We start from the raw sequence: 23,632 nt of genomic DNA on the forward strand, positions 1-23,632 counted from the left end.
TCATCCTACATCTAAGCGGTGGCGGGCCCGCGCGATAGGGCATAGCGGCGGCACGGACTGTTGCTGTGCCGGAACGATGGACCATGGCGGCACCGGGAGCCGGGGCGGGGAGTTTTCGGGTTGACCCAGGCCTGGGCATGGCCGATGGTACCGCTATCATATGATTTATAAGAATCCTCCAGGGGGAAGACCGACCATGAAGACGCAGGGGCAGCCCGCGCGGGGCGCCGCACCGAAATCCATGTTGAATTACTGGGGCTTGGCACTGGTCCTGGGCCTCGGCGCCGCCGCTTCGGCCCTGACCACGCCGGCCCTTGCGGCCGGCAGGGATGTTACCGCCCCCGTGGTGGTGGACCAGTCGAACAAGACCCAGGAACAGACCCTGGTGCTGGAGCCCTACGGCCCCAACATTATCCGCGTTACCCTCAGCCTGAAGAAGGACGCGGCCTTGGCCGGCCCCGGCTACGGCATCATCCCCGGCGCCAACACCGCCGGCTGGACGCAAGGCCAGGATGAGCGCGGCGACACCGTGCTGAAGTCCGGCCAGATGTCGGCCACCATCGTCGGCTGGCACCCGCCGCCGCACGCCGTGGCGCCGCAGCAGACCGCCGTGGACATCAGCCGCTATTTCGGCGGCACCACCAACGGCGCCCACATCCTGTTCAAGGACGCGGCGGGCAAGACCATCCTGGACTTCACCGGCTGGTCCATGGGCATTCCCAATTTCAAGGATGGCAACAGCCAGCTGCTGCATGACCGCCGGCCCACCGATGACCAATTCTACACCGTGAACGGCACCTTCGCCTCCCCGGCGGATGAGCACTATTACGGCCTGGGCCAGAACCAGGAGGGCTTCCTGGACCATCGCGGCCATGTGGTGCGCTGCTGGAACGACTACAACGCCTCGGGCGGGCAGAGCACCTGCGTGCCCTTCATGATCACCAACTACGGCTACGGCCTGCTGTGGGACAACCCGTCCAAGACGACGATCGAGCCGGGCTTCAACGAGGTCACCCGCTGGACGTCCGAGGTGGGCGACCGCGTCTCCTTCTTCGTCATCTCCGGTAAGACGCCTGATGAGATCTACGCCGGCTACCGCCAGCTGACCGGCGCCACCCCCATGTTGCCCAAGTCGGCCTACGGCTACATCCAGTCCAAGCAGCGCTACCGCTCCCAGCAAGAGGTGCTGGACGTGGCCAAGGGCTATCGTGAGCGGCACATTCCGGCCGACGTGCTGGTGGTCGACTGGTTCTACTACACCATCATGGGCCAGTTCGATTTCGTGCCGGAGCTGTGGCCGAACCCGAAGGCCATGAACAAGCAGCTGCACGACATGGGCTTCGAGACCATGATCAGCGTGTGGCCGCGCTTCACGTCCGATGGCCGCTATTATGATCTGCTGAAGAAGAACGGCTGGTTCCTGAGCCAGGCGGACGGCACGCCCACCAATGGCCTGCCCTATGACAAGGCCGGGTCGGACATCGACACCACCAACCCCGATGCCGCCAAGTGGTACTGGAACACCATCCGCGACAACATCCTGAGCCAGGGCTTCGATAGCCTGTGGTCGGATGAGACGGAGCCGGATTTGCCGCCCAACGGCAGCTACTACCACATCGGGCCGGGCACGAAGTACTTCAACGTCTACCCGCTGTTCCACACCAGCGCGCTGTATGACGGCTTCCGCCGCGACTTCAAGGACAAGCGCACCGTCATCCTGTCGCGCGACGCCTATCTGGGCGTGCAGCGCAACGGCGCCATCGTCTGGTCGTCCGACATCACCCCCACCTGGGACGCGTTCAAGCGACAGGTGCCCACCGGCCTGGACTTCGCCGCGTCTGGCATCACCTACTGGAGCAACGACACCGGCGGCTGGCAGTACCTGCCGGAGGAGCACAAGCCCGCCAAGGCGCCGCTGCTGGACCCGACGCCGGCGCGCGGCGTGGTCGGCGGCTATGACGACTATCCCGAGCTGTACACCCGCTGGTTCCAGTACGCGACCTTCCTGCCGGTGCTGCGCACCCACGGCAGCCGCCCGGCCAACGAGATCTGGTCCTACGGGCCCGACGCCCAGGCCATTTTGGAAAAGTACGTGAAGCTGCGCTATCAGCTGATCCCGTACATCTATTCCCTGGGCTACAAGACCTATAAGACGGGCGCGCCTTTCCTGCGGGCCCTGCCGCTGGACTTCCCCAACGACCCGGCCGTGACCGACATGCGGGACGAATACATGTTCGGCCCCGCCTTGCTGGTGGCCCCGGTGACGGAGCAGGGGGCGACGACCAAGCAGGTGTACTTGCCGGCGGGCAGCGACTGGTACGACTTCTGGACGGACAAGCGCTACACCGGTGGCCAGACGGTGACGGTGGCCGCCCCCATCGACCGCATCCCGGTGTTCGTGAAGGCCGGGTCCATCCTGCCCTTGGGCTCCCCCATCGAGAACACGCACCAGAAGCAGACCATCGCGAAGGTGAAGGTCTATCCGGGCGCCGACGGCCGCTTCACCCTGTTCCAGGACGACGGCTTCACCTACGCCTACGAGCAGGGCGGCGGCAACGTCACCGAACTCACCTGGACCGAGGCCAGCCACAGCCTGGGACATACCGGCGCCAAGGGCTGGAGCGAGCCCGACGTCAAGGTGGTGGAGGTGGTGCAGGCCAAGTAAGGCCGGCATCCAATACGTGCGGCAGTTGATCGTGACCGATCAGCTGCCGCCCCTCAGGCGCCGGGCGCCAGCATCCGCTGGCTTGGCTTCTCCTCGATTTCCGGTTCGCCTTCGGTTCCCCAGAAATCTCCGGCGCCTGCGGTCGCGGGCTACAGCGGCACGAGTCACTATCTCGTGCCGCTGGTATAAGGTCATGGGAAAGGGCGGTCGCGGGTGGCCGCCCTTTTCTTTCGCGTTGTGACCGCGGCCGTTGAAGCGGGGGCGGATTGGCGGTTCAATGCCGCACCCCGAGCCGACTGATGAGAAGCCCCGATGACCGACCTGTCCGCCTTTCCCATCACCCGCCGCTGGCCGGCCCAGCATCCCGACCGCATCCAGCTCTATGGGCTGCCCACGCCCAACGGCGTGAAGGTTTCCATCATGCTGGAGGAGACGGGGCTGCCCTATGAGCCGCATCTCGTCAACATCATGCAGAACGAGAGCTGGACGCCGGAATTCCTGTCGCTGAACCCCAACGGCAAGATCCCGGCCATCATCGACCCCAACGGGCCGGAGGGCACGCCCATCGCCCTGTTCGAGTCCGGCGCCATCCTGGTCTATCTGGCGGAAAAGACGGGCAGGTTCCTGCCCGCCGGCGCGACCGCCCGCTACGAGACGCTGCAGTGGGTGTTCTTCCAGATGGCGGCCATCGGTCCCATGTTCGGCCAGGTGGGCTTCTTCCACAAATTCGCCGGCAAGGACTATGAGGACAAGCGCCCCCTGAAGCGCTACGCCGACGAATCCAAGCGCCTGCTGGGCGTGCTGGAGGGCCGCTTGGCCGACCGCCCCTGGATCATGGGCGAGGAATACACCATCGCCGACATCGCCTGCCTGGGCTGGGTGCGCAACCTCGTGGGCTTCTATGGCGCCGGTGAACTGGTGGACTACGCCAGCCTCAAGAACGTTCCCGCCTGGCTGGAACGCGGCTTGGCGCGGCCGGCGGTACAGCGCGGGCTGGATATCCCGAAGCGGCCGGGGTGACTTAAATCCCTTCCGCTTTCAGCGCCGTCCGCCAGTGGGCGGCGCGGTCCTTCAGTTGGGCACGGGCGAGATAGGGGCTTTCCTCCGGCTCCAGCCGTTCCAGCACCTCGAAGGTGAAGGCGTCGGCCCCGTGGGTGTTCCAGGCGGCTTGCAGGCCCCGGTGGGTGTGGCCGCCGTGACGCAGGCTGAACCACAGCCGGTTCCGGATGGTGTCCAGGGTCGGTGTGGGTCCCACCCACACGGTGTCCGGCAGGGCGGCGCAGCGCAGGGCATAGATGCCGGGCTCATCCTCCCGCTTCTTGTAGTCGGCGATGGCCGCCTTCCTGTCCTGGCTCTGCATGGTACGATCCTATTTCACCCGGGTGATATCTTGGCTGGGGGTATAATGCCCGGGTAAAATAAGGTCAAGCCTGGTGGTTATGACGGCTGGTCAGCCGCCTGATGACTCATCGTCAATCGCGCGGGTGGGGCGCGCTGCGGCATGCTCATTCCCAGGCCCCACGAGACTTTCGCCCCTGACTTTCGCCGGGGCCGCCCCATATCAGGCGTCTCCCTTCCCTCATGGCCCGATCCCGGCGCGCACCGGGGCGGCCGGCGCCCCTAGCAGAAAGGGTCCCCCTCATGTCCGCTTCCCCAACCGCCTTCATCGTTGGCGCCTCCCGTGGCCTGGGCCTGGCCTTGGCCCAGGAGTATCTGACCCGTGGCTGGCAGGTTATCGCCACCGTCCGTCCCGGTGCCGAGCCCGGACCCCTGCATGAGCTGGCGGGCGAGGCCCAGGGCCGCCTGACGGTGGAGACGGTGGACATCGTCCATGCCGACCAGATCGCGGCCCTGCGCCGGCGCCTGGAGGGCAGCCGGGTCGATGTGCTGTTCGTCAACGCCGGTGTCACCAACAACCCGGAAGAGACCATCGGCGAGGTGTCGACCGAGGAATTCGTCCGTGTCCAGGTGACCAACGCCCTGGCGCCCATGCGCTGTGTCGAGGTGCTGGGTCCGCTGGTGACGCCCAAGGGCACCATTGCCGTCATGTCCTCCGGCCTGGGCAGCGTGGCCAACAACCTCAGCGGCGGGTGGGAGGTCTATCGCGCCAGCAAGGCGGCGCTGAACACCCTCATGCGCTCCTACGCCGCCCGGCAACCGGCGCACGGCCGCACCCTGCTGGTCATCGCCCCCGGCTGGGTGCGCACCGATATGGGCGGGCCGGCCGCCAGCCTGGATGTGTCCGAAAGCATTCCCCGCGTGGTCGACGTGGTGACCGCCCAGGCTGGGAAGCCCGGCCTGCAGTATCTGGATTACAAAGGCGCCACCGTTCCCTGGTGAGCCGCCCTTCAAGGAGCATTGAAAACATGAGCAAGGTCGCATTCCTGGGCCTGGGCGCCATGGGTGCCCGCATGGCCGCGAACCTGGTCAGGGCGGGTCACGCCGTCACGGTGTGGAACCGCTCGCCCGCCGCGACGGCGGACCTGACAGCGCTCGGCGCCACCGCCGCTTCCAGCCCGCGTGCGGCTGCGGCGGGGGCGGACTTCGTCATCACCATGGTGGCCGATGACGCGGCGTCCCGGGCCGTGTGGCTGGATGACAGGACCGGCGCCCTGGGCGGCCTGGGCAAGGACGCCGTCGCCATCGAGTGCAGCACCGTCTCCCCCGCCTGGGCCACCCAGCTGGCGGCGGTGGTGACCGCCACCGGGGCGGGCTTCCTGGAGGCGCCGGTGGTGGGCAGCCTGCCCCAGGCGCAGGACGGCAAGCTGATCATCCTGGGTGGGGGCGGGCGCGACGCCTTCGACCGGGCGCAGCCGGTGCTGGCGCCCCTGGCGGCGGCCATCCACCATGTCGGCCCGGTGGGCCGGGGTGCCGTCATGAAGCTGGCGGTGAACGGCCTGCTGGGCATCCAGCTGGCCGCCTGGGCGGAGATGATGGGCTTCCTGGGCAGGGCCGGCTTCGACGGCGCCGCCGCCCTGGATGTCCTGACCACCCTGCCGGTGGCCAGCCCGGCCGCCGCCGGCTATGCCCGCCTGATGCAGGCGGGCGACTTCGCCGTGCGCTTCCCGGTGGACCTGATGGCCAAGGACTTCCGCTACGCCACGCAGGCGGCGGATGCGCTGAAATCCGACACCCCCGTGGCGGACGCGACCCTGTCGGTCCTGGAGCGCGCGCGGGAGGCCGGCCATGGCGCCGAGAACGTCTCCGCCCTCATCCGCCTCTACACCGGCCGCTGAGGAGGGGCGTGTACCAGCGGCACGAGATGGCCTCTCGTGCCGCTGTAGCCCGCGACTGCGGGCGCCGGAGATTTCCGGGGAGCCGAAGGCGGACTGGGAATCGAGGAGACGCCTATCGTATCAGGATTGGGCGGTGGCCGGTTGCGGCCGGGAAGGGCGTTGCGCCAGCACGATGCCCAGCACCACCAGGCCGCCGCCCACCAGATGATAGGGGTGCAGCACCTCGCCCAGCAGCAGGGCCGCCAGCACGGCGGTGGTGATGGGCAGCAGGTTCATGAAGATGGCGGTGCGGCCCGGCCCCAGGTGCTTCACTCCCTGCATCCACAGCACCGGCGCCAGGATGGATGTCGGGATGCCGGCATAGGCGATCATGGCGATGGTGGCTAGCGTGGCCGGGGCCGGGGGCGCCAGCAGATAGCCCGGCAGCAGGAAGACCAGGCCCGCCGCCACCTGGGCGTAAAGCGAGGTCCATACCGGCAAGGGCAGGGGCCAGCGCTTCAGGCAGACACCATAGCCGGCATAGGCCACGCAGGCACCCAGCATGAAGGCGTCGCCCCGGCCCACGCCGTGCGACAGCAGGCGGCCGTAATCCCCCTGGCCCAGCACGAACAGGATGCCGGCCAGCGACACCAGCCCGCCCACCAGGGCCAGGGGCCCATGCTTCTGCCGCAGCCACACGGCGCTGATCGCCAGGGTCAGCAGCGGCACCAGGGCCACGAAGATGCCGATGTTGGTGGCGCTGGTGCTGGCCGCCGCGTAATAGGCCAGCCCCTGGTACAGCGCCATGCCCAGCAGGCCGAGGACGATGATCTGGGGCAGGTGCTGGCGGATGACGGACCGCCGCGCCCAGGCGCCGCGCAGGCAGAACGGCGTCAGCAGCACGAAGGCGACGAACCAGCGATCAAAGGCGATGACGCTGGGGGGAATGGCCCCGGCCGAGGCCTTGGTCACCAGATTGTTGCCGGTCCAGATCAGCACGGCCAGCAAGGGGAAGGTCAGGTACAGGCGGGGCGACATGAAACGGGCCGGGTCATCATCCTTGGGATGGCGACCCTAATGCCGGACGCGCCCCGGCTGTAGAGCGACTTTGCGACGGCAGGTATCAGTCCAACAATTCCGGCCGGAACTGCTCCCGCCGGCTGACAGTTCCGCCCGCCACCATGAACACGCCGTCGCCGGTATAGTGCAGGGTCTCGTGGTGTTCCGGCTGTGGCACCGCGTGGGCCCTCATCACCTGGAAGATGAAGAAGTTGTAGCGCTCCACCAGGCTGGCGTCGGCCAGCCGGCACTCCAGGTTGACGGGACAGTCGCGGATCAGCGGGGCGTCCACATTCACCCCCCGGCCTGCCGTCAGGCCGAAATGCTCGAACTTATCGACCTCCATCCCGCTGGTGTTGCCGATGCCCACCACGGTGTCGATCATGGCGGCGGTGGGCAGGTTCAGTACGCATTCGCCGCTGCCCCGCACCAGCTCGAAGCTATGGTTGTCGGCGGCGATGACGCAGCCCACCAATGCCGGCGTGAATTCCATCATCGTATGCCAGCCCAGCGCCATGATGTCCCGCTGCCCCCGATGGGCGCTGGACAGCAGCACAATGGGCCCCGGTTCCAGATAGCGGCGCACCTTGGACACTGGAAACTCCGCTTTCTCGGTCATGTCTCGTCTCCCGTGGTTTGCCGCTGAGAACCCAGGGTGTGAACCCCGGCCGGTGGCTTGGGTTCCTTATCGTGGCTGGCGCCACGCGGGGGTTCCTACCGCGGCCGGCGCCACGCGGGGCGGGCCATGTGCTCGATGAAGAAATCGGCCAGCGCCTCCACCTTGGCGGGGCGGGCGCGGGTGGTCGGGGTCACCAGGTACAGCCCGCCCAGGGGCAGTGACCAGCCGTCCAGCAACTCCACCAGCCGGCCGTCGGCCAGCTGCTCCGCCACCACGAATTCCGGGAATTCGGCGATGGCCAGCCCGTCCAGCACGGTGGGCAGCAGCGCCTCCACATTGGTGGCGCGCAGGGGGCCGGTGGGCGCCACCACCGCCTCCTCCCCCGCGCCGTTGGTGAGGCGCCAGACGTCCTGCCGGGCGCGGTAGGCGTAGCCCAGGCAATGGTGGGCCGCCAGTTCGCCCGGATGGTGCGGCCGGCCATAGCGGGCGATATAGGCCGGGGCGGCCACGATGTGCCGGGCGATGGGGCACAGCTGGCGTGCCACCAGCGAGCTGTCGGTCAGCACGGCGATGCGCAGGGCGGCGTCGAACCCCTCGCCGATCAGGTCCACCGTGGCGTCGCTCAGGTGCAGATCGACGGTGATCTCGGGATATGCCCGCAGGAAAGCCGGCAACAGCGGCGCCACCCAGTGCACGCCGAAGGTCATGGGCACGGCCAGGCGGATGGTGCCGCGCGGCCGGCTGGACAACTCCCGCGCCGCATCCTCCACCGCCTCCGCCTCGGCATACAGCTGGGACGCCCGGGCGGCCAGGGCGGCGCCCACGTCGGTCAGGGCCAGGCGGCGCGAGGTGCGGTTGAACAGGCGGGCGCCCAGCCTGTCCTCCAACCGGCTGACGCCGCGCGACACGGTGGCGACCGACACGCCCATGGCCCGGGCGGCGGCGGCGTAGGACCGTTCCTCCGCCACCTTGGCGAACATGGCCAGGCCTTCAAAATCCGGCACCTTGGTCATAGCATCAAACCTGCAACGATAATTTTCATCCATTTCTATTTTGGAAATACGGGTTTGGCGACATCTTTTGTCCATCAGCCGCCGCCCACAACGGATAGCGAGGGCGGCACCAACCAAGGTTCTGAAAGGAAAGACAAAATGGCTCGCAAACTCGAAGGCAAGGTCGCGGTCGTCACCGGTGGCACCAGCGGTATCGGCCTCGCCACCGCCAAGGCCTTCGCCGCCGAGGGCGCCCGGGTGTTCATCACCGGCCGCCGCGCCCCGGAACTGCAGGCGGCGGTGGCGGCCATCGGCCCCAACGCCGCCGGCGTCCAGGCCGACAGCGCCAAGGCGGAAGACCTGAACCGCCTCTATGAACAGGTGAAGGCCCAGGCCGGCCGCATCGACGTGCTGTTCGCCAACGCCGGCGGCGGCACCATGCTGCCCCTGGGCCAGATCACCGAGGAACACTACGACGACATCTTCGGCCGCAACGTGAAGGCCGTGGTGTTCACGGTGCAAAAGGCCCTGCCCCTGCTGGTGGACGGCGCCTCGGTCATCCTGACCGGCTCCACCGCCGGCAGCACCGGCACACCGGCCTTCAGCGTCTACAGCGCCAGCAAGGCGGCGGTGCGCAACTTGGCCCGCAGTTGGACCCTGGACCTGAAGGAACGCGGCATCCGCGTCAACGTGCTGAGCCCCGGCCCCATCCGTACGCCGGGCCTGGTGGAATTGGCCGGCCCGGACGCTGCCCAGCAGCAGGGCCTGCTGGACTACATGGCCAGCCAGGTGCCCCTGGGCCGCGTGGGTGAGGTGGAGGAGATCGCCAAGGCCGCCCTGTTCCTGGCCTCCAGCGACAGCAGCTTCGTCGCCGGCGCCGAACTGTTCGCCGATGGCGGCCTGGCGCAAGTCTGATGCGCAGGGCATTTGATCTTGATCGATCAAATGCCCTCCCTCAGGCGCCGGGCGCCACCATCCGGTGGCTTGGCTTACGGGCCTGACCGGCCCGGGCCGGCAGTCGCCGTCCTAAATCCCGAGAAGTGCGGTGCGGCCCCGGAGCGATCCGGGGCCGTTCCGCTTGGTCAAATTGGCCCCATCCGGCGGGCTGGCGGCTGGTGTATCAAGGGGGCGGACTTAAGATCGGGAACCCGGACCCATGCCCTACCTCTGGCTGGAATCGCTGCACGCCGCCGCGGCCGTCACCTTCGTGGCGGGCCTGCTGGCGGCGGCCCTGCTGCTGGCCTTCGTGCCCAGCGCCGATGCCCTGTCGCCCGCCTTCTGGCGCGCGGCGCGGGCCTGGCATCGCTGGGTGACGGGACCGGCCATCCTGCTGGTCTGGGGCCTGGGCCTGACCCTGGCGGTCACGGGCGGCTGGCTGCCCTCCGCCGGCTGGCTGTGGGCCAAGCTGGCGCTGGTCACGGCGCTGTCGGGCCTGCACGGCGCCCAGGCCGGCGCCCTGCGCCGCCTGGCGGCCGGGGAAGCGCGCCGGCGCACTGCCCTGGGCCGTTTCATGCCCGCCCTGATCGTGCTGGCGGTGGTGGGCATCCTGTTCCTGGTGATCGGCAAACCCTTCTGACCATTGCGCTTTCTTGCGGCAAAGCGACGCATGCCATCGCGTCGCAGGGCCGGGGGCGGTCCTGTCACAAAGTCGTAAAATTCCAAGGCATTGACGTTGGCCGTTTCCGCCCGGCATCACAGGGAAGGGCGGCGGTGTTGGGGCCGTCCCGATAGGCGGAGGGGCCATGGGCACGCGCGCGGCATCGGACATCAGCGAGGAACACGGGCTGATCTGCGGATTCCTGATCCGCAACGGAACGGTGGCGCCTGTCCCCTGGCCCGGCATCAACGACGCCATGGCGGAACCCGGCGGCCTGGTCTGGCTGCATTTCAACCTGGTGGACGTGCGGGCGCGGCAGTGGATCGAGGCCATGCCCACCCTGCCGCGGGGCGCCCGCCAGGCGCTGCTGGGCCAGGACAGCCATTTCCGCCTGGAACCGGTGGGCGACGGCCTCACCGGCGTGCTGGCCGACCTGCATCACCGCTTCGATGATCCCGCCGGCGGCCTGGGCCAGTTGCGCCTGTACATGGATTCCCACCTGGTCATCACCGCCCGGCGCCAGCCGCTGATGGCGGTGGACCAGCTGCGCCGCGCCATCAGCCAAGGCCTGGCGCCCACCAGCGCCGTCGACCTGATCGCCCACCTCATGTTCCACCTGACCGACACGGTGGCGGCGGAGGTCAGTGAGCTGGCCAATGATGTCGACGATGTGGAGGACGCCCTGCTGGCCGACCGGCTGGAGGATGAGGGGGAGAAGCTGGGGCGTATCCGCCGCACCTCCGCCCGCCTGCGCCGCCACATCGGCCCGCAGCGCACGGCGCTGAACGTGGCGCTGGGCCGCCTGCCCGGCTGGTGCGGGGGGGAGGATCAGGCCCGCCTGCGGCAGGGCATCGACCGGCTGGACGGCGTCGGCCAGGATCTGGACCTGGTGCAGGAGCGCGCCCGGCTGCTGCAGGACGAGCTGTCCAACCGCTTCAGCGAGGCCACCAACCGCAACCTCTATATTCTGTCCATCGTCACCACCATCCTGCTGCCCGTGAACCTGATCACCGGCATCTTCGGCATGAACGTGGGCGGCCTGCCGTGGAGCGGCCACGACGCCGGCTTCATGTGGGTCTGCGGCGTCATGGTCTTCACCATCCTGGTGTCCCTGGTGGTGCTGCACTGGCGCCGGCTGTTCTAGGCAACCCTAGGCTGCGGGCGGCACCTGCCGGTCCAGCAGGGCGAACGTGGCCCGCAAATGCTCAGCCAGGGGGCGGGCGGTATCTGGATGGGCCGCATGGTCCCGGCGCCATTCCTCCTGGGCCAGGCGCAGGGCGCCGATCGCCAGCATGGCCGCCACCCGCAGTTCCTCCGCCGCGCGGTCGGGCCACCGTTCCGCCATCACCTGGGCCAGGTCGCGTTCCATATCCACCATCTTGGCCAGCTTGCGGGCGCGCAGCGCCTCGGTGGAACGCAGCAGGGCGTCGGCGGCGATGGACGTCTTGGTTTCGAAGCGGGCGGCCAAGGTCAGCAGGCAGTGCCGTGCGGCGGCCAGGGGGGGCAGGTCCGCCGGTTCCTGCAGCAGGGCCGGGCCGATGGCCTCCACGAAGCCGCTGCCTTGCCAGGCCAGCAGCACGTCCTCCTTGGACTTGAAATAATAGAAGAAGGTGCGCCGGGCGATGCCGGCGGCGGCGGCGATGGCGTCCAGGGTCGTCGCCTCGAACCCGTTTTCCATGAACAGCTTCAGGCCGGTGTCGGCGATGCGCTGCATCGTCTCCCGGCGCTTGCGGTCGCGCAGGCCTTCAGTCTTGCCCGGCGTCGCGGGCGATGGGGGGGCGGTGTTCATGGGGGCCCTTATCGCATGAAAGGCCCGCCCTTGAAATATCGCACCCGGTGCGATATCTGATATCGCACTCAGTGCGAGTTCGCGCATAGTGTAAATTTATTGGAGAGACAGATGGCGAAGATCTGGTTCATCACCGGCGCCAACCGCGGCTTCGGCCGTATCTGGGCGGAGGCGGCGCTGCGGCGGGGCGACCGGGTCGCCGCCACCGCCCGCGACATCGGAACCTTGGCCGACCTGGCCACCGAATATGGCGACCGGCTGGCACCCCTGGCCCTGGACGTCACCGATCGCGACGGCGTGTTCCGGGCGGTGGCGCGGGCGCACGCCCATTTCGGCGGACTGGACGTGGTGCTCAGCAATGCCGGCTATGGCTGCATGGGTGCTGTGGAGGAGATGACGGTGGAGGCGGCGCGCGCCAATTTCGACACCAACGTCTTCGGCACGCTGTCCGTCATCCAGGCCGCCGTCCCATTGCTGCGGGCCCAGGGACATGGCCATATCCTGACGGTGTCCAGCATCGGCGGCGTGGTCAGCTTCCCCACCGCCGGCGTCTATACCGCCACCAAGCATGCGGTGGAGGCGTTGAGCGAGGCCCTGGCCGGAGAGGTCGCGGGCTTCGGCATCAAGGTGACCATCATCGAGCCCGGCAGCTTCGCCACCGATTTCCGCGCCTCCATCGCCTTCGCGCCGGCAATGCCCGATTATGACGGCGTGCGCGCGGCCGTCATGGCCAATTTCAAGCCGGAGATGTCCGGAAATCCCCAGGCCACCGCGGATGCAATCCTGAAGGTGGTGGATGCCGAGACCCCGCCCCTGCGCCTGCTACTGGGCACGGGGCCGTTGCCCCTGATCCGCCAGGTCTATGCCCGCCGCCTGGCCGCGTGGGAGGAATGGGCGGAGGTCTCGGCCGCAGCCCACGGTCAGCGCTGACCGGCCCCCAGCCCGGCCCCGGCCGCCAGCGACCCGAGCGCCAGGGCCGCCAGGGCGCTGGCGCCTGCGGGCAGTAAGGCGGCGCCGTCCAGCGCCATGCCCACCAGTGCTGCGGCCGCCGCCACCAACAGGGCCAGGGCCGCCAGCAGCAGGCCGCCACCCCTCAGCCGCCGGCGGGTGGCCGCCAGGCCGGCCAGGGCCGCGATGGCGTAGGCGGCCATTTCCACCCCGCCCGCCCCGTGCGGATCATGGCGCACGGCCATCAGGGCCAGGCCGCCGGCGATGGACGACAGGGGGGGGACCAGCGGCCCCAGGCGGGTGAAGGGGGAATTGGCCAGGGGGCTGCGGGCATAGGCCTCGCGGGCCAGGCTGTCATGGGCGAGGGCATTCATGGCGGTTCTCCTGCCGTGTATGGGTTCAGGTGGGGCTGACGTAAGAGGCGAGGCCGTTGCCGAAGGACCAGTCGTCCCGCTGGTTGGGCGCCAGCACCACCATCACGTCCTCCGGTCGCAGGCCGGGGGCGCGGGTCAGATTCTCGGCGATGGCGCGATACAGGGCCTGCTTCTGCGCGGTGTCGCGCCAGTTGCTGGCCAGGATGGTGACCGTCACCAGGTCGTCGGTGCGGTGCACACCCAGGTAATCGGCGTCATAAAGGAAGGTGTCCCGCTCATGCTGGTCGATCAGCTGGAAGCGGTCGTCAGCCGGCACGCCGAAGGTCTCGGTCAAGGCCTGGTGGACGCCATCGGCGATGGCGCGGATATGGGCGGCCGGCTTGCCCTTGATCAGGGAGATGCGGACGAGGGGCATGATGCGCTCCGTTCTTCGAAAGGGGCGGGCGGACCCGCTTGACGTCCTTGAAGGTAAGGGCGCACAATCATTCTGAAAATTTGAAACTTACAAACCAATACATCCACATAATCGAACTATCGGAGCCCGGCTTTGGTGGCGCGCGTCAATCTCGACATGGATGTCCTGCGGACCTTTGTGACTGGCTTCGAACTGGGCAGCTTCGCCCGCGCGGCGGAACGGCTGGGCCGGTCGCAGTCCGCGATCAGCACCCAGTTGCGCAAGCTGGAGGATCAGATCGGCCGGCCCCTGGTCCAGAAATCCGGGCGCGGCCTGGCCCTGACCCCCGCTGGCGAAAGCCTGCTGAGCTACGCCAAGCGCCTTCTGGATTTGAACGACGAGGCGGTGGACGGGATCCGGGGGGCGGAGGTCGCGGGCTGGGTGCGCCTGGGCCTGCCGCAGGACTTCGCCGAAACCTGGCTGCCCGGCGTGCTCAATCGCTTCAACCGGGCCCATCCCAAGGTGCGGGTTGAGGTGCAGGTGGACCGCAGCACCCCCCTGACGGAAAAAACGGTCAAGGGCGAATTGGACCTGGCGCTCATCTGGGGTGACGGCCGGGGCACGCCCTATGCCCGGCAGGTGGCCGAATTGCCCATCGCCTGGATCGGGCGGACTGATTGGCCCGGCATGGCGGCCTTGGCGGGGGAGCCCCTGCCGCTGGCCGTGCTGCCGGCTCCTTGCGCTTTCCGCTCCGCCGCGGTGGCGGCGTTGGATGGAGCTGGCCTGCCTTGGCGCCTGGCCTTCACCAGCCCCAGCCTGTCCGGGCTGTGGGCGGCGGCGGAGGGGGGGCTGGGCCTGACGGTGCGTACCACCGTCACCATGCCCCGTACCTTGTCAGTGCTGGACCCCGCCGCCACCGGCTTGCCGCCCCTGCCGCACGTTCCCCTGGCCCTCCACCGGGCGGAGGCGGATCCGTCCCCCGCCGCCGCCCGTCTGGCCGGCATCCTGCTGGACACCATCCGGGATGAACTGGGGCTCCCGGCGGAAGCCTGACCGCCGTTCCCGCCAAGTGTCAGGACGGCAGGCCCGGGGCCAGGCTGGCGGCCGGCCGCATTTGGCGCCAGGGCAGCAGGATGGGCGTCGCCAGCATGAGGATGCCGGCGATGGCGATGGCGATGCGGGGGCTGGTCATGTCAGCCAGCAGGCCCCACAGGGCGATCAGCGCCGCCGTGGTCAGGCTGTTGGTGACCGACCAGGCGGACAGGGTGCGGGCCACGCGGTCAGCGGCCAGCTGTTCCAGGCGGAACGAGGCCATGACCGGGTTGAAGGTGCCGCAGCACAGCACCAGCCCGAACTGGACGGCGATGACCAGGACCAGGCCGGGCGTACCGGGGCCGATGAAGGCCAGGCCCAGCGACCAACCGGCCCGCAGGGTTCCCGTCACCAGGATGGTGGTGCGCTGGCCCAGGCGCGCCGCCAGCGGGCGCGCCAGGCGCGACCCGATCAGACCGCCGACACAGGGCAGGCCGAAGGCCAGGCCATATTGCCAGGGCGTGTAGGCCAGCGGCCCCAGCATCAGGAAGGCCATCAGCGGCGCACTGACCATGATCATGGCGTTCACCAGCACGGTGTTGAGGAACAGCCGCCACAGCGTCGGGTGCGCCAGGATGAAACGCCAGCCGTCCAGTAATTCAGCCAGCCGCCGGCTGGGACCGGCGGGCCGCGTTGGCGGCCGCTCCCGCCCCTTGATCATGCCGATGCCCAGGGCCGAGAGCAGATAGCTGACGGCGTCGACCAGGACGGTCGCCACGGGACCCATCAGCCCGATGGCCATCCCGCCCAGGGGCGGCCCCGCGATGGTCGCGACCCAGCTGGTGGACTCCAGCACGGCGTTGGCGCTGATCAGGTCCTCCCGGGGGACCAGCGCCTTGATGTAGGCACCGCTGGCCGCCGTGAAGGTGATGTTGGCGGTGGCGACGATGATGGAGACGACCACCAACTGGGCATAACTCAGCCAGCCCAGCGGATAGGCGATGGGAACGGTGATGATGGCGGCGAAGCGGACCAGGTCCATGGTGATCAGCACGCCCCGCTTGGCCCGAAACTCGGCCCAGGGGCCCATGGGAATGGCGGCGATCGCCCCCGCCGCCAGGCCCCCCGCCATCATCAGGGACACGGCGGCGGGGCCGCAGTGCAACACCGTGACCGCGATCAGGGGAAACCCGCCCCAGGCCAGCCAGGTGCCCGCGACGCTGACGGCGTAGGCCGTCCACAGCCAATTGAACTGCGGGCCCAGCGACCTGCCGCCCCATGACCATCCCACGAGTGACCGCCCCCACGCCGCCATCGCCCCCAAGCCCCCCGCGACCGCCCACGCAACAGGAAAGCAGGAGAGGGCCCCGCCTGCCAGCGGCTTTCGCTGGCGAGGAAGATCATAACTTCTGCTTGGCGGTGGCGAGACGTCGGCTTGCCGCAGGTGCCTTCGCCGACGTCAGCAGCGTGTCCCAATCGTCCGGTGGATTGCCGGCCTTCAGCATCCTGGCGAATACGGCATAAGCGTCGGTGCGGCTGCCATAGGCGCGTTTGGTTTGCTCGTCGTTGACCCAGGCGAGCACGACCACCTTGGCAGTGGAGCTGAAGCGGAAGAACAAGCGGTACTGCTGGTAGAACTTCGCACGCCGCCAGTATTTGCGCGCCGGACCGAGCGTCTCGCCCTGCTCGAAGCGCTTGTGCGCGGGATCGGCCGGGATGTCCTCGAACGCCAGCTTCAGGACCGCCGCAAGCATCTTCGCGTCGCGGCCGGCGCGATAACCTTCAGGATCCTTGTCGCGCGCCCGCTCGACCGCCGCTGTCAGCAATTCGAGTTGATCGAGGAACAGCGGGTGCGCGTAGATTTCCCAATCGCCGACCTTCACGGTGTGGGCTCAAAGCGCCGCGTCAAGGTCGATCTCGACGCCCTCGACCAGTTCACGGCTGCGTTGGACCAGCGCTTCCGGCACGCGCTGAAGGCGTTCCGGATGGGCCGCAATATCGCGCTCCAGCAGGTCGAGGAAGCCGGTCAGGACGGGATCATCACTCTGCTGCTCGGGTTGTCGCCGGACGATGACTTCCTCACCACGGACCTCATAGGCAAGCGTGTCACCGCGCCGAAGCCCGAGCGCCTCGCGCACGCCCTTCGGAATAGTGGTCTGAAACCGCTCGGTAACGGAACTCTGGATCATCATGCCCTCCGTTTAGAAGGTAATGCATTTGCATTGCGGTCGCAAGGCGCATCGGCGGAAGGTCAGCCCCGTCATGGACGGACGTTTGCGCTTTGTGGCTTGGCTTTTGAAATTGGCTTTTGAAAGGGGAGTCGATCGCCGATGTGTGCCCGGATTCCGGGGTATCGCGCGAGGCCGGCTACAAGATTTTCGATCGCTATGAATAAGATGTCCCGGTCGCCACGGGCGACCGCTCGCGCCGGCCTGTGCGCTGCGCCGACGTGTTCCCTGACCAGATCGGAAATCCGATCATCTCCACCGAGTATGAGAAGCGGAACTGGGGCGTCCGAAAGGTCCTGGACCTGCCGATCCGCCGCCTGGCCGGGGACGTCCAGGTCTGGCCATCAGCACCACCCACGCCGTGTGCGACCGCTAGGGATTGGTCAGGCAGACCAAGGCGCTACGGCGAAAGGCGATCGGAACATCATGTGCAGTCTGTTACGTCTGTGTCCCGTCCGGACACCAGAGAGACTGGAGCGGGCGAAGGGATTCGAACCCTCGACCCCAACCTTGGCAAGGTTGTGCTCTACCCCTGAGCTACGCCCGCGTACCAACTCTCCGCCTTCACGTCGAAGGCTCACCTAAAAGCGAAAGGCCGAACCAGCCGGCCCGGCCTTTTCTCGCTTGTTCTTCCCTGAGGAAGACTGGAGCGGGCGAAGGGATTCGAACCCTCGACCCCAACCTTGGCAAGGTTGTGCTCTACCCCTGAGCTACGCCCGCACTCCATCCCGACGTCTGGCGCCAACCTTGCGATCAGTGCCCCCCGGCGGTGAGCGCGGATAATATGCAGGTGCGGATCGAATGCAAGCGCTTTTTTCAGGGAAAAATCGGGCGTCTTTTTTCCCCGCGCGGGGGCGGCTATAAGGGACCGGTCACCCGCCCAGACGGCGCGTGGGGCGCGCATGCCCCTTGCGACGGCGGCCCGGCGGGCTCATTTCAGGGACCTATGCGCGGGGGCCCCCATGCCGTGCCCAGATGGGCGGCGGCTCGTGGGCGGCGGCTCCCGCGGCTGAGAAGGGATACGAGGCCATGCAGTTTCCGACCAACGCCGCCCCCGGTGGCAACGCCCCGGTGGACAAGTCCGACCTGATCAAGGACGGCAGCGACCGCACCTTCATGGCCGACGTCATCGAAGCCTCGCGCGAGGTGCCGGTGATCGTGGACTTCTGGGCGCCATGGTGCGGCCCCTGCAAGACCCTGGGCCCCATCATCGAAAAGGCCGTGCTGGCCGCCAAGGGGGCGGTGAAGCTGGTCAAGATCGACACCGACCAGAACCCGGCCATCGCCGGCCAGCTGCGCATCCAGTCGATTCCCGCCGTCTACGCCTTCTTCCAGGGCCGGCCGGTTGACGGCTTTACCGGCGCCCTGCCGGAAAGCCAGGTGAAGCAGTTCATCGACCGCCTGGTGCAGGCGGCGGGCGGCGTGCCCGGCGCCGCCGACATCGCCGCCGTGCTGGAAGAGGCCGGACAGCTGCTGGAGTCGGGCGACGCCCAGACGGCGGCCGCCCTCTATAACGAGGTGCTGGGGGAGGAACCGGAGAACGCCGCGGCCTACGCCGGCCTGATCCGCTGCCTGCTGGCCGCCGACCAGGCGGACACCGCGCAGGAGATGCTGGACCAGGCGCCGGCGGCCCTGGCCAAGGCGCCGGAGATCGTGGCCCTACGCACCCAGATGGACCTGGCCCGCCAGGCGGCGGACATGGGTCCGGTGGGCGATCTGGAGCGCGCGGTGGCGGCCGACGCCGACAACCACCAGGCCCGCTATGACTTGGCCCTGGCCCTCTATGCCGGCGGCCAGCAGGAGGCGGCGGTGGACCACCTGCTGGACATCGTGAAGCGCGATCGCGAATGGAACGAGCAGGCGGCCCGCAAGCAGCTGGTGAAGTTCTTCGAGGCCTTGGGCTTCAAGCACCCGCTGGCGATCGCGGGGCGGCGCAAGCTCTCTTCCATCCTGTTCGCCTAAGTGATTTTGCTATCGTAACGGTGTGATGAGCCCCTTCGCCCCCACCTTCGAGCGGCTGCCGGCCAGCATTCCCGTCTTTCCTCTGACGGGGGTGCTGCTGCTGCCGCGGGCTCGCCTGCCGCTCAATGTGTTCGAACCGCGCTACCTGGCCATGGTGCAGGACAGCCTGGCCGGTGACCGGCTGATCGGCATGATCCAGCCGGTGGAACCGGGAACGGAAACGGACAGCAGCATCGATCCGCCGCTGGCCGGCGTAGGCTGTTGCGGCCGGCTGACAGCCTTCGCCGAGACCGACGACGGCCGCTATCTCATCACCCTGTCCGGCCTCTGCCGCTTCCGTATCCGGGAAGAGGTGTCGACCATGCGGGGCTACCGCCGCGTCATGGCCGACTGGTCGCCCTTCGCCGGCGACTTCATCGCCCCGGCCGATGGCGGCTTCGACCGGGCCGGCCTGATGGCGGCGCTGAGGCCCTATTTCACCCGGCGGTCGCTGACGGTGAACTGGCAGGCGCTTGAGACGGCGTCGGATGAACAGCTGGTCGCCACCATCGCCATGCTGTGCCCTTTCACACCGGCCGAGAAGCAGGCCCTGCTGGAGGCGCCGGATTTCATCGGTCGCGCGTCGATGCTGCTGGCGTTGGTGCAGATGGCGGTGCATGAATCGGCGGACGGCGACGCCGCGCGCCATTGATTTCTTTTTCAGGGACCCTTTCCCATGTCCGATACCGCCAAGGTCGATCCCAAGCTGTTGGAGATCCTGGTCTGCCCCCTGACCAAGGGGCCGCTCAGCTATGACGCCCAGCGCCAGGAACTGGTGAGCCAGCAGGCGCGCCTGGCCTATCCCATCCGCGACGGCATCCCCATCATGCTGGTGGACGAGGCCCGGTCTCTCGACGACTGAGGCTGACAGTCATGACCCAGGAAAACTTCGCGACCGACGCCCACGGCACCCAGCATTGGCCGACCGAGATCCGCTACAAGCGGGCGGAGCGTGAACTGGTCATCACCTTCGACAACGGTGCCCGCGCCACCCTGCCGGCCGAATACCTGCGGGTGGAAAGCCCGTCGGCCGAGGTGCAGGGCCACAGCCCGGATCAGAAGCAGACGGTGCCGGGCAAGCGCACCGTCGCGGTGGCGGAGCTGGAGCCCATCGGCAACTACGCCGTCCGCCTGATCTTCGACGACGGCCACGACACCGGCATCTTCTCCTGGAAGTACCTGTACGAGCTGGGTATGGAGTACGACGAGCGCTGGGCCCGCTATCTGTCCGAGCTGGCGGCCCAGGGCCTCAACCGCGACACCGCCCCCCATCGCCACGGCCCCAGCTGCGGCTCGGGTGGGGGCTGCGGCTGAAGCAGGCGGCACCATCTCCGCCCAAACATATCCTTGGAGCGCCACGGAGCGCAGCGACAAGGCCGCGACCGCGGCCGCCGCAGCATTTTGGGGAGCGCAGCGGACCGAAATGCGAGGAAGCCGAGCCGCCGGATGGCGGCGCTGGCGCCTGAAGCTAACTCGTATGAATCAGCCCGCTCGCCAAAATTCCATCGATCACGAACTGGCAGGCCAGGGCGGATAGCAGGATGCCCAGCACGCGGTTCAGCACGGTGATGCCGGTACGGCCCAGGATGCGGCTGACCTTGGTGGCGAAGATCAGTACGAACAGGGTCAGGGCCAGGATGCCGGCCAGGACGCCCAGCACCACGGCCTGCTTGGCCAGGTCGCCGTGGGCGCGGCCCATGAACAGCACGATGGTGGTCATGGTGCCGGGGCCGCTGATCAGCGGGATGGCCAGGGGGAAGACGGAGATGTCGGCGCGGTGGCGCGCCTCTTCCCGCTCATCCGCCGTGGCGGTGCGCACGCCGCTTTCGCGGGCAAACACCATGTCGATGGCCACCAGCATCAGCAGCACGCCGCCTGCGATGCGGAAGGCGGCGAAGCCGATGCCCAGCGCGCGCAGCAGCAGGTCGCCGGCGAAGGCGAAGAAGAACAGGATCAGGGCCGCGATGACCGTGCCCTTGATGGCCATGCGCCGGCGGTAGCGCTGGTCCATGCCGGCCGTCAGGCCCACGAACATGGGGCCCAGCCCGACGGGATCGATGGTGACGAACAGGGCGACGGCGGTGGTGAGGATGAGGTCCAGCACGGGAGGACGGGCCTGAGGAAAAGGGGTAGGCCGTGGGAGGCAGGACCCGGGGGTCGCGGGCGTCCCGGCAGACCCCTCAGGGTCTAGCGCGTTGGGGCGCCTGCTGCAAGCGGCGGCTGGCAAGGGGCAGGGCTGCCGAAGTTGAAGGGTCGTTCAAGTTGACTTAACCCCCATCGGGGCCGTAAGCAATGCTGCGGTGCATAGTGCCCGGGAGAGGGGCCGGCGCCGGAATCCAAACATTTTAGGGGGCCGTCCGGAGACACGATGAGCAAGAAGGTCTACCCCGACGCCGTAACCGCCCTGGCCGGGCTGTTGCGCAACGACATCACCGTCATGGCCGGCGGCTTCGGCCTGTGCGGCATCCCGGAAAACCTGATCGAGGCCATCCGCCTCTCGGGCGTGACCGGGCTGACGGTCGTCTCCAACAACGCCGGTGTTGATGGCTTCGGCCTGGGCGTGCTGTTGGAAACCAAGCAGATCAAGAAGATGATCAGCAGCTACGTGGGTGAGAACAAGCTGTTCGCCCAGCAGTACCTGTCCGGTGAGCTTGAGCTGGAATTCAACCCGCAAGGCACCCTGGCCGAGCGCATCCGCGCTGGCGGCGCCGGCATCCCCGCCTTCTTCACCAAGACGGGTGTGGGCACGCTGGTGGCCGAGGGCAAGGAGCTGCGCGAGTTCGACGGCGAGACCTATGTGATGGAGCGCGGCATCGTCGCCGACCTGTCCATCGTCAAGGCCTGGAAGGGCGATACCGAGGGCAACCTCGTCTATCGCAAGACGGCGCGGAACTTCAACCCGATGATGGCCACGGCCGGCAAGGTGACGGTGGTCGAGGTCGAGGAACTGGTGGAACCGGGCAGCTTCGACCCCGACCACATCCACACCCCCGGCATCTTCGTCCAGCGCATCATCAAGGGCGCCAAGTTCGAAAAGCGCATCGAGCAGCGCACCACCCGTCCGCGCGCCTGAAGGAGCTGACCTATGGCATGGACCCGTGAGGACATTGCCGCCCGCGCCGCGAAAGAGCTGCGCGACGGTTTCTACGTCAACCTGGGCATCGGCATTCCGACGCTGGTGGCCAACTACATCCCCGACGGCGTGCACGTCACGCTGCAGAGCGAGAACGGCATGCTGGGCATGGGCCCCTTCCCCTATGAGGGGGAGGAGGATCCGGACCTGATCAACGCCGGCAAGCAGACCATCACCGAACTGCCGTACAGCAGCTTCTTCAGCTCCGCCGACAGCTTCGCCATGATCCGCGGCGGCCATATCGACCTGTCGGTGCTGGGCGCCATGCAGGTGGCGGCCAACGGCGATCTCGCCAACTGGATGATCCCGGGCAAGATGGTCAAGGGCATGGGCGGCGCCATGGACCTGGTGGCTGGCGTCAAGAAGGTGGTCGTGGTGATGGAACACTGCGCCGTCGACAAGAAGACCGGCGCGCTGGAGCCCAAGATCCTGAAGGCCTGCACCTTGCCGCTGACCGGCACCAAGGTGGTGGACATGATCATCACCGACCTGGGCGTCTTCCAGGTCGACAAGGAGGGCGGCAGCGGCCTCACCCTGATCGAGGTCGCCCCCGGCGTGACGGTGGATGAGATCCGCCAGAAGACCGAGGCAGAGTTCAAGGTGGGGCCGGGCCTCTAAGGCCGGAGAACCTCACCCCCTGATGTGTTGGCGGGCCGTCCCCCTGGGGCGGCCCGTTTGTTGTTCTGTGGGCCCAGCCGGGGGCCCAGCCGGCGGACGCCGGCGCCCGGCGTTTGAGGGCTGGAAAGATTCAGCTCGCCGCCCGCCCGGTGGCGGCCAGGCGCAGGCGGGTCAGCGTGCCGTCGGCCCGCATGGCCTCGATGGCGGCGTCCAGCGTTTCCATCGGCAAGGGCGACCGGGGGGCGTTGGCGCAGCGTTCCTCATGATCGCCCACCGTCTGGGGCAGGACGGTCAGCGCCTGGGCCCAGGTCTTGTCCGTCGTCTGGCGGTAGTCGGCCTCCAGGTCGGTGGTCAGGATGGCGTCCACCCGCCGGTTGCGCAGCTTCAGGAAATTGCTTTCCGCGGACGGCGCGTCCTCCCGCTGCCAGGTGCCGTCGATGAAGGCCGCCTCCACCTCGCGCGGGTAGCGGAAACCCAGGATGGCGCCGATGGACCGCCCGGCCAGGTCGCCCAGGGTGCGCAAGCGCTCGCTGTCGCCCCGGCGGACGACCAGCACGCTGTGGCTGACCAGGATGGGGGTTGAGAAGCGGGTGATGGCCACCTTGGGCAGCCAATCGGGGCTGTAGCCGCAGGCCAGGTCGATCAGGCCGTCGGCCAGGTCGGCCTCCAGACGGTTGCGGGGGACCAGGCGGTAGAGGGGCCTCAAGCCCGTGCGCCGCGCGATCTCGTCACCGATGGCCTTGATCAGACCCCCAGCCACCTCGCCATTCCGCATGTCCACCAGCGGCGGCTGTTCTGTCTCCAGGATGCCGAAGACCAGGGCGGGGGACTGGCCGGTGGGGGATTGGCCGGCGGGGGATTGGGCGCCGGCGCCATCGGAAAACAACGCCGCCAGGCCGGCCACTGCGGCCGTGATCAGCAAGACAGCCCCGGCAAGGGTGGGTCGCGGCACGGGGGCTGGGTGTCCT

27 protein-coding genes and 2 tRNA genes are annotated in these 23,632 nt (G+C 68.2%); 15 read left to right on the plus strand and 14 right to left on the minus strand.

The window, feature by feature from the left end; all coding sequences use genetic code 11:
• The first annotated feature begins 196 nt into the window (after positions 1 to 196).
• Together FBZ88_RS25095 and FBZ88_RS25100 are read left to right on the plus strand one after the other, a co-directional pair.
• Positions 197 to 2,665, plus strand: coding sequence for a glycoside hydrolase family 31 protein (locus FBZ88_RS25095; RefSeq protein ID WP_145619785.1), 2,469 nt, complete (start codon positions 197 to 199; stop codon positions 2,663 to 2,665).
• Between the two features lie 312 nt (positions 2,666 to 2,977).
• Positions 2,978 to 3,685 carry a glutathione S-transferase N-terminal domain-containing protein gene (locus FBZ88_RS25100; protein WP_145619786.1) on the plus strand — a complete coding sequence of 236 codons (708 nt, stop codon included), beginning with the start codon at positions 2,978 to 2,980 and terminating at the stop codon, positions 3,683 to 3,685.
• 1 nt (position 3,686) lies between these two features.
• On the opposite strand, the gene FBZ88_RS25105 is transcribed toward FBZ88_RS25100, so the two are convergent.
• Positions 3,687 to 4,025 (minus strand): GIY-YIG nuclease family protein, encoded by a 339-nt coding sequence (locus tag FBZ88_RS25105; protein WP_088872415.1) that lies wholly within the window; start codon positions 4,023 to 4,025, stop codon positions 3,687 to 3,689.
• A 281-nt stretch (positions 4,026 to 4,306) separates the two neighbouring features.
• Between FBZ88_RS25105 and FBZ88_RS25110 the strand changes: the two genes are divergently transcribed.
• On the plus strand, positions 4,307 to 5,005 hold the full coding sequence (locus FBZ88_RS25110; RefSeq protein WP_145619787.1) for an SDR family NAD(P)-dependent oxidoreductase: 699 nt from the start codon (positions 4,307 to 4,309) through the stop codon (positions 5,003 to 5,005).
• A gap of 26 nt (positions 5,006 to 5,031) precedes the next feature.
• Positions 5,032 to 5,901, plus strand: coding sequence for an NAD(P)-dependent oxidoreductase (locus FBZ88_RS25115; protein WP_145619788.1), 870 nt, complete (start codon positions 5,032 to 5,034; stop codon positions 5,899 to 5,901).
• A 120-nt stretch (positions 5,902 to 6,021) separates the two neighbouring features.
• On the opposite strand, the gene FBZ88_RS25120 is transcribed toward FBZ88_RS25115, so the two are convergent.
• The 3 genes from FBZ88_RS25120 to FBZ88_RS25130 all read right to left on the minus strand — a co-directional run bounded on the left by FBZ88_RS25120 (position 6,022) and on the right by FBZ88_RS25130 (position 8,571).
• Positions 6,022 to 6,918 carry a DMT family transporter gene (locus FBZ88_RS25120; protein WP_145619789.1) on the minus strand — a complete coding sequence of 299 codons (897 nt, stop codon included), beginning with the start codon at positions 6,916 to 6,918 and terminating at the stop codon, positions 6,022 to 6,024.
• Between the two features lie 85 nt (positions 6,919 to 7,003).
• Positions 7,004 to 7,558 (minus strand): flavin reductase family protein, encoded by a 555-nt coding sequence (locus tag FBZ88_RS25125; protein ID WP_145619790.1) that lies wholly within the window; start codon positions 7,556 to 7,558, stop codon positions 7,004 to 7,006.
• Positions 7,559 to 7,653: 95 nt separating this feature from the next.
• Positions 7,654 to 8,571, minus strand: coding sequence for a LysR family transcriptional regulator (locus FBZ88_RS25130; RefSeq protein WP_145619791.1), 918 nt, complete (start codon positions 8,569 to 8,571; stop codon positions 7,654 to 7,656).
• Positions 8,572 to 8,709: 138 nt separating this feature from the next.
• On the opposite strand from FBZ88_RS25130, the gene FBZ88_RS25135 reads away from it, so the two are divergent.
• The 3 genes from FBZ88_RS25135 to FBZ88_RS25145 all read left to right on the plus strand — a co-directional run bounded on the left by FBZ88_RS25135 (position 8,710) and on the right by FBZ88_RS25145 (position 11,291).
• Positions 8,710 to 9,465, plus strand: coding sequence for an SDR family oxidoreductase (locus FBZ88_RS25135; RefSeq protein WP_145619792.1), 756 nt, complete (start codon positions 8,710 to 8,712; stop codon positions 9,463 to 9,465).
• Positions 9,466 to 9,706: 241 nt separating this feature from the next.
• Positions 9,707 to 10,126, plus strand: a complete 420-nt coding sequence (locus FBZ88_RS25140; protein WP_145619793.1) for a CopD family protein — start codon at positions 9,707 to 9,709, stop codon at positions 10,124 to 10,126.
• Positions 10,127 to 10,292: 166 nt separating this feature from the next.
• On the plus strand, positions 10,293 to 11,291 hold the full coding sequence (locus FBZ88_RS25145; RefSeq protein WP_145619794.1) for a transporter: 999 nt from the start codon (positions 10,293 to 10,295) through the stop codon (positions 11,289 to 11,291).
• A 6-nt stretch (positions 11,292 to 11,297) separates the two neighbouring features.
• Here the strand turns inward: FBZ88_RS25145 and FBZ88_RS25150 are convergent, their stop codons facing one another.
• Positions 11,298 to 11,936, minus strand: coding sequence for a TetR/AcrR family transcriptional regulator (locus FBZ88_RS25150; RefSeq protein ID WP_145619795.1), 639 nt, complete (start codon positions 11,934 to 11,936; stop codon positions 11,298 to 11,300).
• A gap of 111 nt (positions 11,937 to 12,047) precedes the next feature.
• Here FBZ88_RS25150 and FBZ88_RS25155 point away from each other — a divergent pair, with 111 nt between their 5' ends.
• Positions 12,048 to 12,866, plus strand: a complete 819-nt coding sequence (locus FBZ88_RS25155; RefSeq protein ID WP_145619796.1) for an SDR family NAD(P)-dependent oxidoreductase — start codon at positions 12,048 to 12,050, stop codon at positions 12,864 to 12,866.
• Here FBZ88_RS25155 and FBZ88_RS25160 read toward each other — a convergent pair.
• Positions 12,857 to 13,258, minus strand: a complete 402-nt coding sequence (locus FBZ88_RS25160) for a hypothetical protein (RefSeq protein ID WP_145619797.1) — start codon at positions 13,256 to 13,258, stop codon at positions 12,857 to 12,859. The genes FBZ88_RS25155 and FBZ88_RS25160 overlap by 10 nt on opposite strands.
• A 25-nt stretch (positions 13,259 to 13,283) precedes the next feature.
• A complete protein-coding gene (locus FBZ88_RS25165; RefSeq protein WP_145619798.1) occupies positions 13,284 to 13,673 on the minus strand; it encodes a tautomerase family protein in 390 nt (129 codons plus the stop codon).
• A gap of 135 nt (positions 13,674 to 13,808) precedes the next feature.
• Here FBZ88_RS25165 and FBZ88_RS25170 point away from each other — a divergent pair, with 135 nt between their 5' ends.
• On the plus strand, positions 13,809 to 14,705 hold the full coding sequence (locus FBZ88_RS25170; protein WP_246138850.1) for a LysR substrate-binding domain-containing protein: 897 nt from the start codon (positions 13,809 to 13,811) through the stop codon (positions 14,703 to 14,705).
• 19 nt (positions 14,706 to 14,724) lie between these two features.
• On the opposite strand, the gene FBZ88_RS25175 is transcribed toward FBZ88_RS25170, so the two are convergent.
• The 5 genes from FBZ88_RS25175 to FBZ88_RS25195 all read right to left on the minus strand — a co-directional run bounded on the left by FBZ88_RS25175 (position 14,725) and on the right by FBZ88_RS25195 (position 17,632).
• Complete coding sequence (locus tag FBZ88_RS25175; RefSeq protein WP_211102797.1) at positions 14,725 to 15,975, minus strand: MFS transporter; 1,251 nt, start codon at positions 15,973 to 15,975, stop codon at positions 14,725 to 14,727.
• A 109-nt stretch (positions 15,976 to 16,084) separates the two neighbouring features.
• A complete protein-coding gene (locus tag FBZ88_RS25180; protein ID WP_145619801.1) occupies positions 16,085 to 16,567 on the minus strand; it encodes a type II toxin-antitoxin system YhaV family toxin in 483 nt (160 codons plus the stop codon).
• Between the two features lie 9 nt (positions 16,568 to 16,576).
• Positions 16,577 to 16,876 carry a type II toxin-antitoxin system PrlF family antitoxin gene (locus FBZ88_RS25185; protein WP_145619802.1) on the minus strand — a complete coding sequence of 100 codons (300 nt, stop codon included), beginning with the start codon at positions 16,874 to 16,876 and terminating at the stop codon, positions 16,577 to 16,579.
• A 508-nt stretch (positions 16,877 to 17,384) separates the two neighbouring features.
• Positions 17,385 to 17,459, minus strand: a tRNA-Gly gene (locus FBZ88_RS25190).
• A 98-nt stretch (positions 17,460 to 17,557) separates the two neighbouring features.
• Positions 17,558 to 17,632, minus strand: a tRNA-Gly gene (locus tag FBZ88_RS25195).
• Positions 17,633 to 17,941: 309 nt separating this feature from the next.
• Here FBZ88_RS25195 and FBZ88_RS25200 point away from each other — a divergent pair.
• Genes FBZ88_RS25200 through FBZ88_RS25215 form a run of 4 tightly spaced genes read left to right on the plus strand, consistent with a single transcriptional unit; the run spans position 17,942 to position 20,227 of the window.
• Complete coding sequence (locus tag FBZ88_RS25200; RefSeq protein WP_088870617.1) at positions 17,942 to 18,874, plus strand: thioredoxin family protein; 933 nt, start codon at positions 17,942 to 17,944, stop codon at positions 18,872 to 18,874.
• 25 nt (positions 18,875 to 18,899) lie between these two features.
• Positions 18,900 to 19,565 carry an LON peptidase substrate-binding domain-containing protein gene (locus tag FBZ88_RS25205; RefSeq protein WP_145619803.1) on the plus strand — a complete coding sequence of 222 codons (666 nt, stop codon included), beginning with the start codon at positions 18,900 to 18,902 and terminating at the stop codon, positions 19,563 to 19,565.
• 24 nt (positions 19,566 to 19,589) lie between these two features.
• On the plus strand, positions 19,590 to 19,775 hold the full coding sequence (locus FBZ88_RS25210; protein WP_040845462.1) for a Trm112 family protein: 186 nt from the start codon (positions 19,590 to 19,592) through the stop codon (positions 19,773 to 19,775).
• Positions 19,776 to 19,786: 11 nt separating this feature from the next.
• Complete coding sequence (locus FBZ88_RS25215) at positions 19,787 to 20,227, plus strand: gamma-butyrobetaine hydroxylase family protein (RefSeq protein WP_145619804.1); 441 nt, start codon at positions 19,787 to 19,789, stop codon at positions 20,225 to 20,227.
• 154 nt (positions 20,228 to 20,381) lie between these two features.
• Here the strand turns inward: FBZ88_RS25215 and FBZ88_RS25220 are convergent, their stop codons facing one another.
• Positions 20,382 to 21,017, minus strand: a complete 636-nt coding sequence (locus FBZ88_RS25220; RefSeq protein WP_145610708.1) for a MarC family protein — start codon at positions 21,015 to 21,017, stop codon at positions 20,382 to 20,384.
• Between the two features lie 264 nt (positions 21,018 to 21,281).
• Between FBZ88_RS25220 and FBZ88_RS25225 the strand changes: the two genes are divergently transcribed.
• Positions 21,282 to 21,986 (plus strand): CoA transferase subunit A, encoded by a 705-nt coding sequence (locus FBZ88_RS25225; RefSeq protein WP_145610707.1) that lies wholly within the window; start codon positions 21,282 to 21,284, stop codon positions 21,984 to 21,986.
• A 12-nt stretch (positions 21,987 to 21,998) separates the two neighbouring features.
• Positions 21,999 to 22,664: a 3-oxoacid CoA-transferase subunit B gene (locus FBZ88_RS25230; protein WP_145619805.1), complete on the plus strand. Its 666-nt coding sequence runs from the start codon at positions 21,999 to 22,001 to the stop codon at positions 22,662 to 22,664.
• Positions 22,665 to 22,794: 130 nt separating this feature from the next.
• On the opposite strand, the gene FBZ88_RS25235 is transcribed toward FBZ88_RS25230, so the two are convergent.
• A complete protein-coding gene (locus tag FBZ88_RS25235) occupies positions 22,795 to 23,616 on the minus strand; it encodes a substrate-binding periplasmic protein (RefSeq protein ID WP_145619806.1) in 822 nt (273 codons plus the stop codon).
• Positions 23,617 to 23,632 lie beyond the last annotated feature (16 nt).

The sequence above is a fragment of the Nitrospirillum bahiense genome (assembly GCF_007828025.1).
Classification (GTDB): Bacteria; Pseudomonadota; Alphaproteobacteria; order Azospirillales; family Azospirillaceae; genus Nitrospirillum; species Nitrospirillum amazonense.

What these genes read in the sequence shown, in the direction of transcription:
- FBZ88_RS25105 (WP_088872415.1), bottom strand. Translation starts at nt 4,025, where the DNA reads ATGCAGAGCCAGGACAGGAAGGCGGCCATCGCCGACTACAAGAAGCGG.
- FBZ88_RS25230 (WP_145619805.1), top strand. Translation starts at nt 21,999, where the DNA reads ATGGCATGGACCCGTGAGGACATTGCCGCCCGCGCCGCGAAAGAGCTG.
- FBZ88_RS25200 (WP_088870617.1), top strand. Translation starts at nt 17,942, where the DNA reads ATGCAGTTTCCGACCAACGCCGCCCCCGGTGGCAACGCCCCGGTGGAC.
- FBZ88_RS25185 (WP_145619802.1), bottom strand. Translation starts at nt 16,876, where the DNA reads ATGATGATCCAGAGTTCCGTTACCGAGCGGTTTCAGACCACTATTCCG.
- FBZ88_RS25135 (WP_145619792.1), top strand. Translation starts at nt 8,710, where the DNA reads ATGGCTCGCAAACTCGAAGGCAAGGTCGCGGTCGTCACCGGTGGCACC.
- FBZ88_RS25155 (WP_145619796.1), top strand. Translation starts at nt 12,048, where the DNA reads ATGGCGAAGATCTGGTTCATCACCGGCGCCAACCGCGGCTTCGGCCGT.
- FBZ88_RS25225 (WP_145610707.1), top strand. Translation starts at nt 21,282, where the DNA reads ATGAGCAAGAAGGTCTACCCCGACGCCGTAACCGCCCTGGCCGGGCTG.
- FBZ88_RS25120 (WP_145619789.1), bottom strand. Translation starts at nt 6,918, where the DNA reads ATGTCGCCCCGCCTGTACCTGACCTTCCCCTTGCTGGCCGTGCTGATC.
- FBZ88_RS25110 (WP_145619787.1), top strand. Translation starts at nt 4,307, where the DNA reads ATGTCCGCTTCCCCAACCGCCTTCATCGTTGGCGCCTCCCGTGGCCTG.
- FBZ88_RS25160 (WP_145619797.1), bottom strand. Translation starts at nt 13,258, where the DNA reads ATGAATGCCCTCGCCCATGACAGCCTGGCCCGCGAGGCCTATGCCCGC.
- FBZ88_RS25150 (WP_145619795.1), bottom strand. Translation starts at nt 11,936, where the DNA reads ATGAACACCGCCCCCCCATCGCCCGCGACGCCGGGCAAGACTGAAGGC.
- FBZ88_RS25130 (WP_145619791.1), bottom strand. Translation starts at nt 8,571, where the DNA reads ATGACCAAGGTGCCGGATTTTGAAGGCCTGGCCATGTTCGCCAAGGTG.
- FBZ88_RS25165 (WP_145619798.1), bottom strand. Translation starts at nt 13,673, where the DNA reads ATGCCCCTCGTCCGCATCTCCCTGATCAAGGGCAAGCCGGCCGCCCAT.
- FBZ88_RS25095 (WP_145619785.1), top strand. Translation starts at nt 197, where the DNA reads ATGAAGACGCAGGGGCAGCCCGCGCGGGGCGCCGCACCGAAATCCATG.
- FBZ88_RS25125 (WP_145619790.1), bottom strand. Translation starts at nt 7,558, where the DNA reads ATGACCGAGAAAGCGGAGTTTCCAGTGTCCAAGGTGCGCCGCTATCTG.
- FBZ88_RS25205 (WP_145619803.1), top strand. Translation starts at nt 18,900, where the DNA reads ATGAGCCCCTTCGCCCCCACCTTCGAGCGGCTGCCGGCCAGCATTCCC.
- FBZ88_RS25140 (WP_145619793.1), top strand. Translation starts at nt 9,707, where the DNA reads ATGCCCTACCTCTGGCTGGAATCGCTGCACGCCGCCGCGGCCGTCACC.
- FBZ88_RS25145 (WP_145619794.1), top strand. Translation starts at nt 10,293, where the DNA reads ATGGGCACGCGCGCGGCATCGGACATCAGCGAGGAACACGGGCTGATC.
- FBZ88_RS25210 (WP_040845462.1), top strand. Translation starts at nt 19,590, where the DNA reads ATGTCCGATACCGCCAAGGTCGATCCCAAGCTGTTGGAGATCCTGGTC.
- FBZ88_RS25215 (WP_145619804.1), top strand. Translation starts at nt 19,787, where the DNA reads ATGACCCAGGAAAACTTCGCGACCGACGCCCACGGCACCCAGCATTGG.
- FBZ88_RS25115 (WP_145619788.1), top strand. Translation starts at nt 5,032, where the DNA reads ATGAGCAAGGTCGCATTCCTGGGCCTGGGCGCCATGGGTGCCCGCATG.
- FBZ88_RS25100 (WP_145619786.1), top strand. Translation starts at nt 2,978, where the DNA reads ATGACCGACCTGTCCGCCTTTCCCATCACCCGCCGCTGGCCGGCCCAG.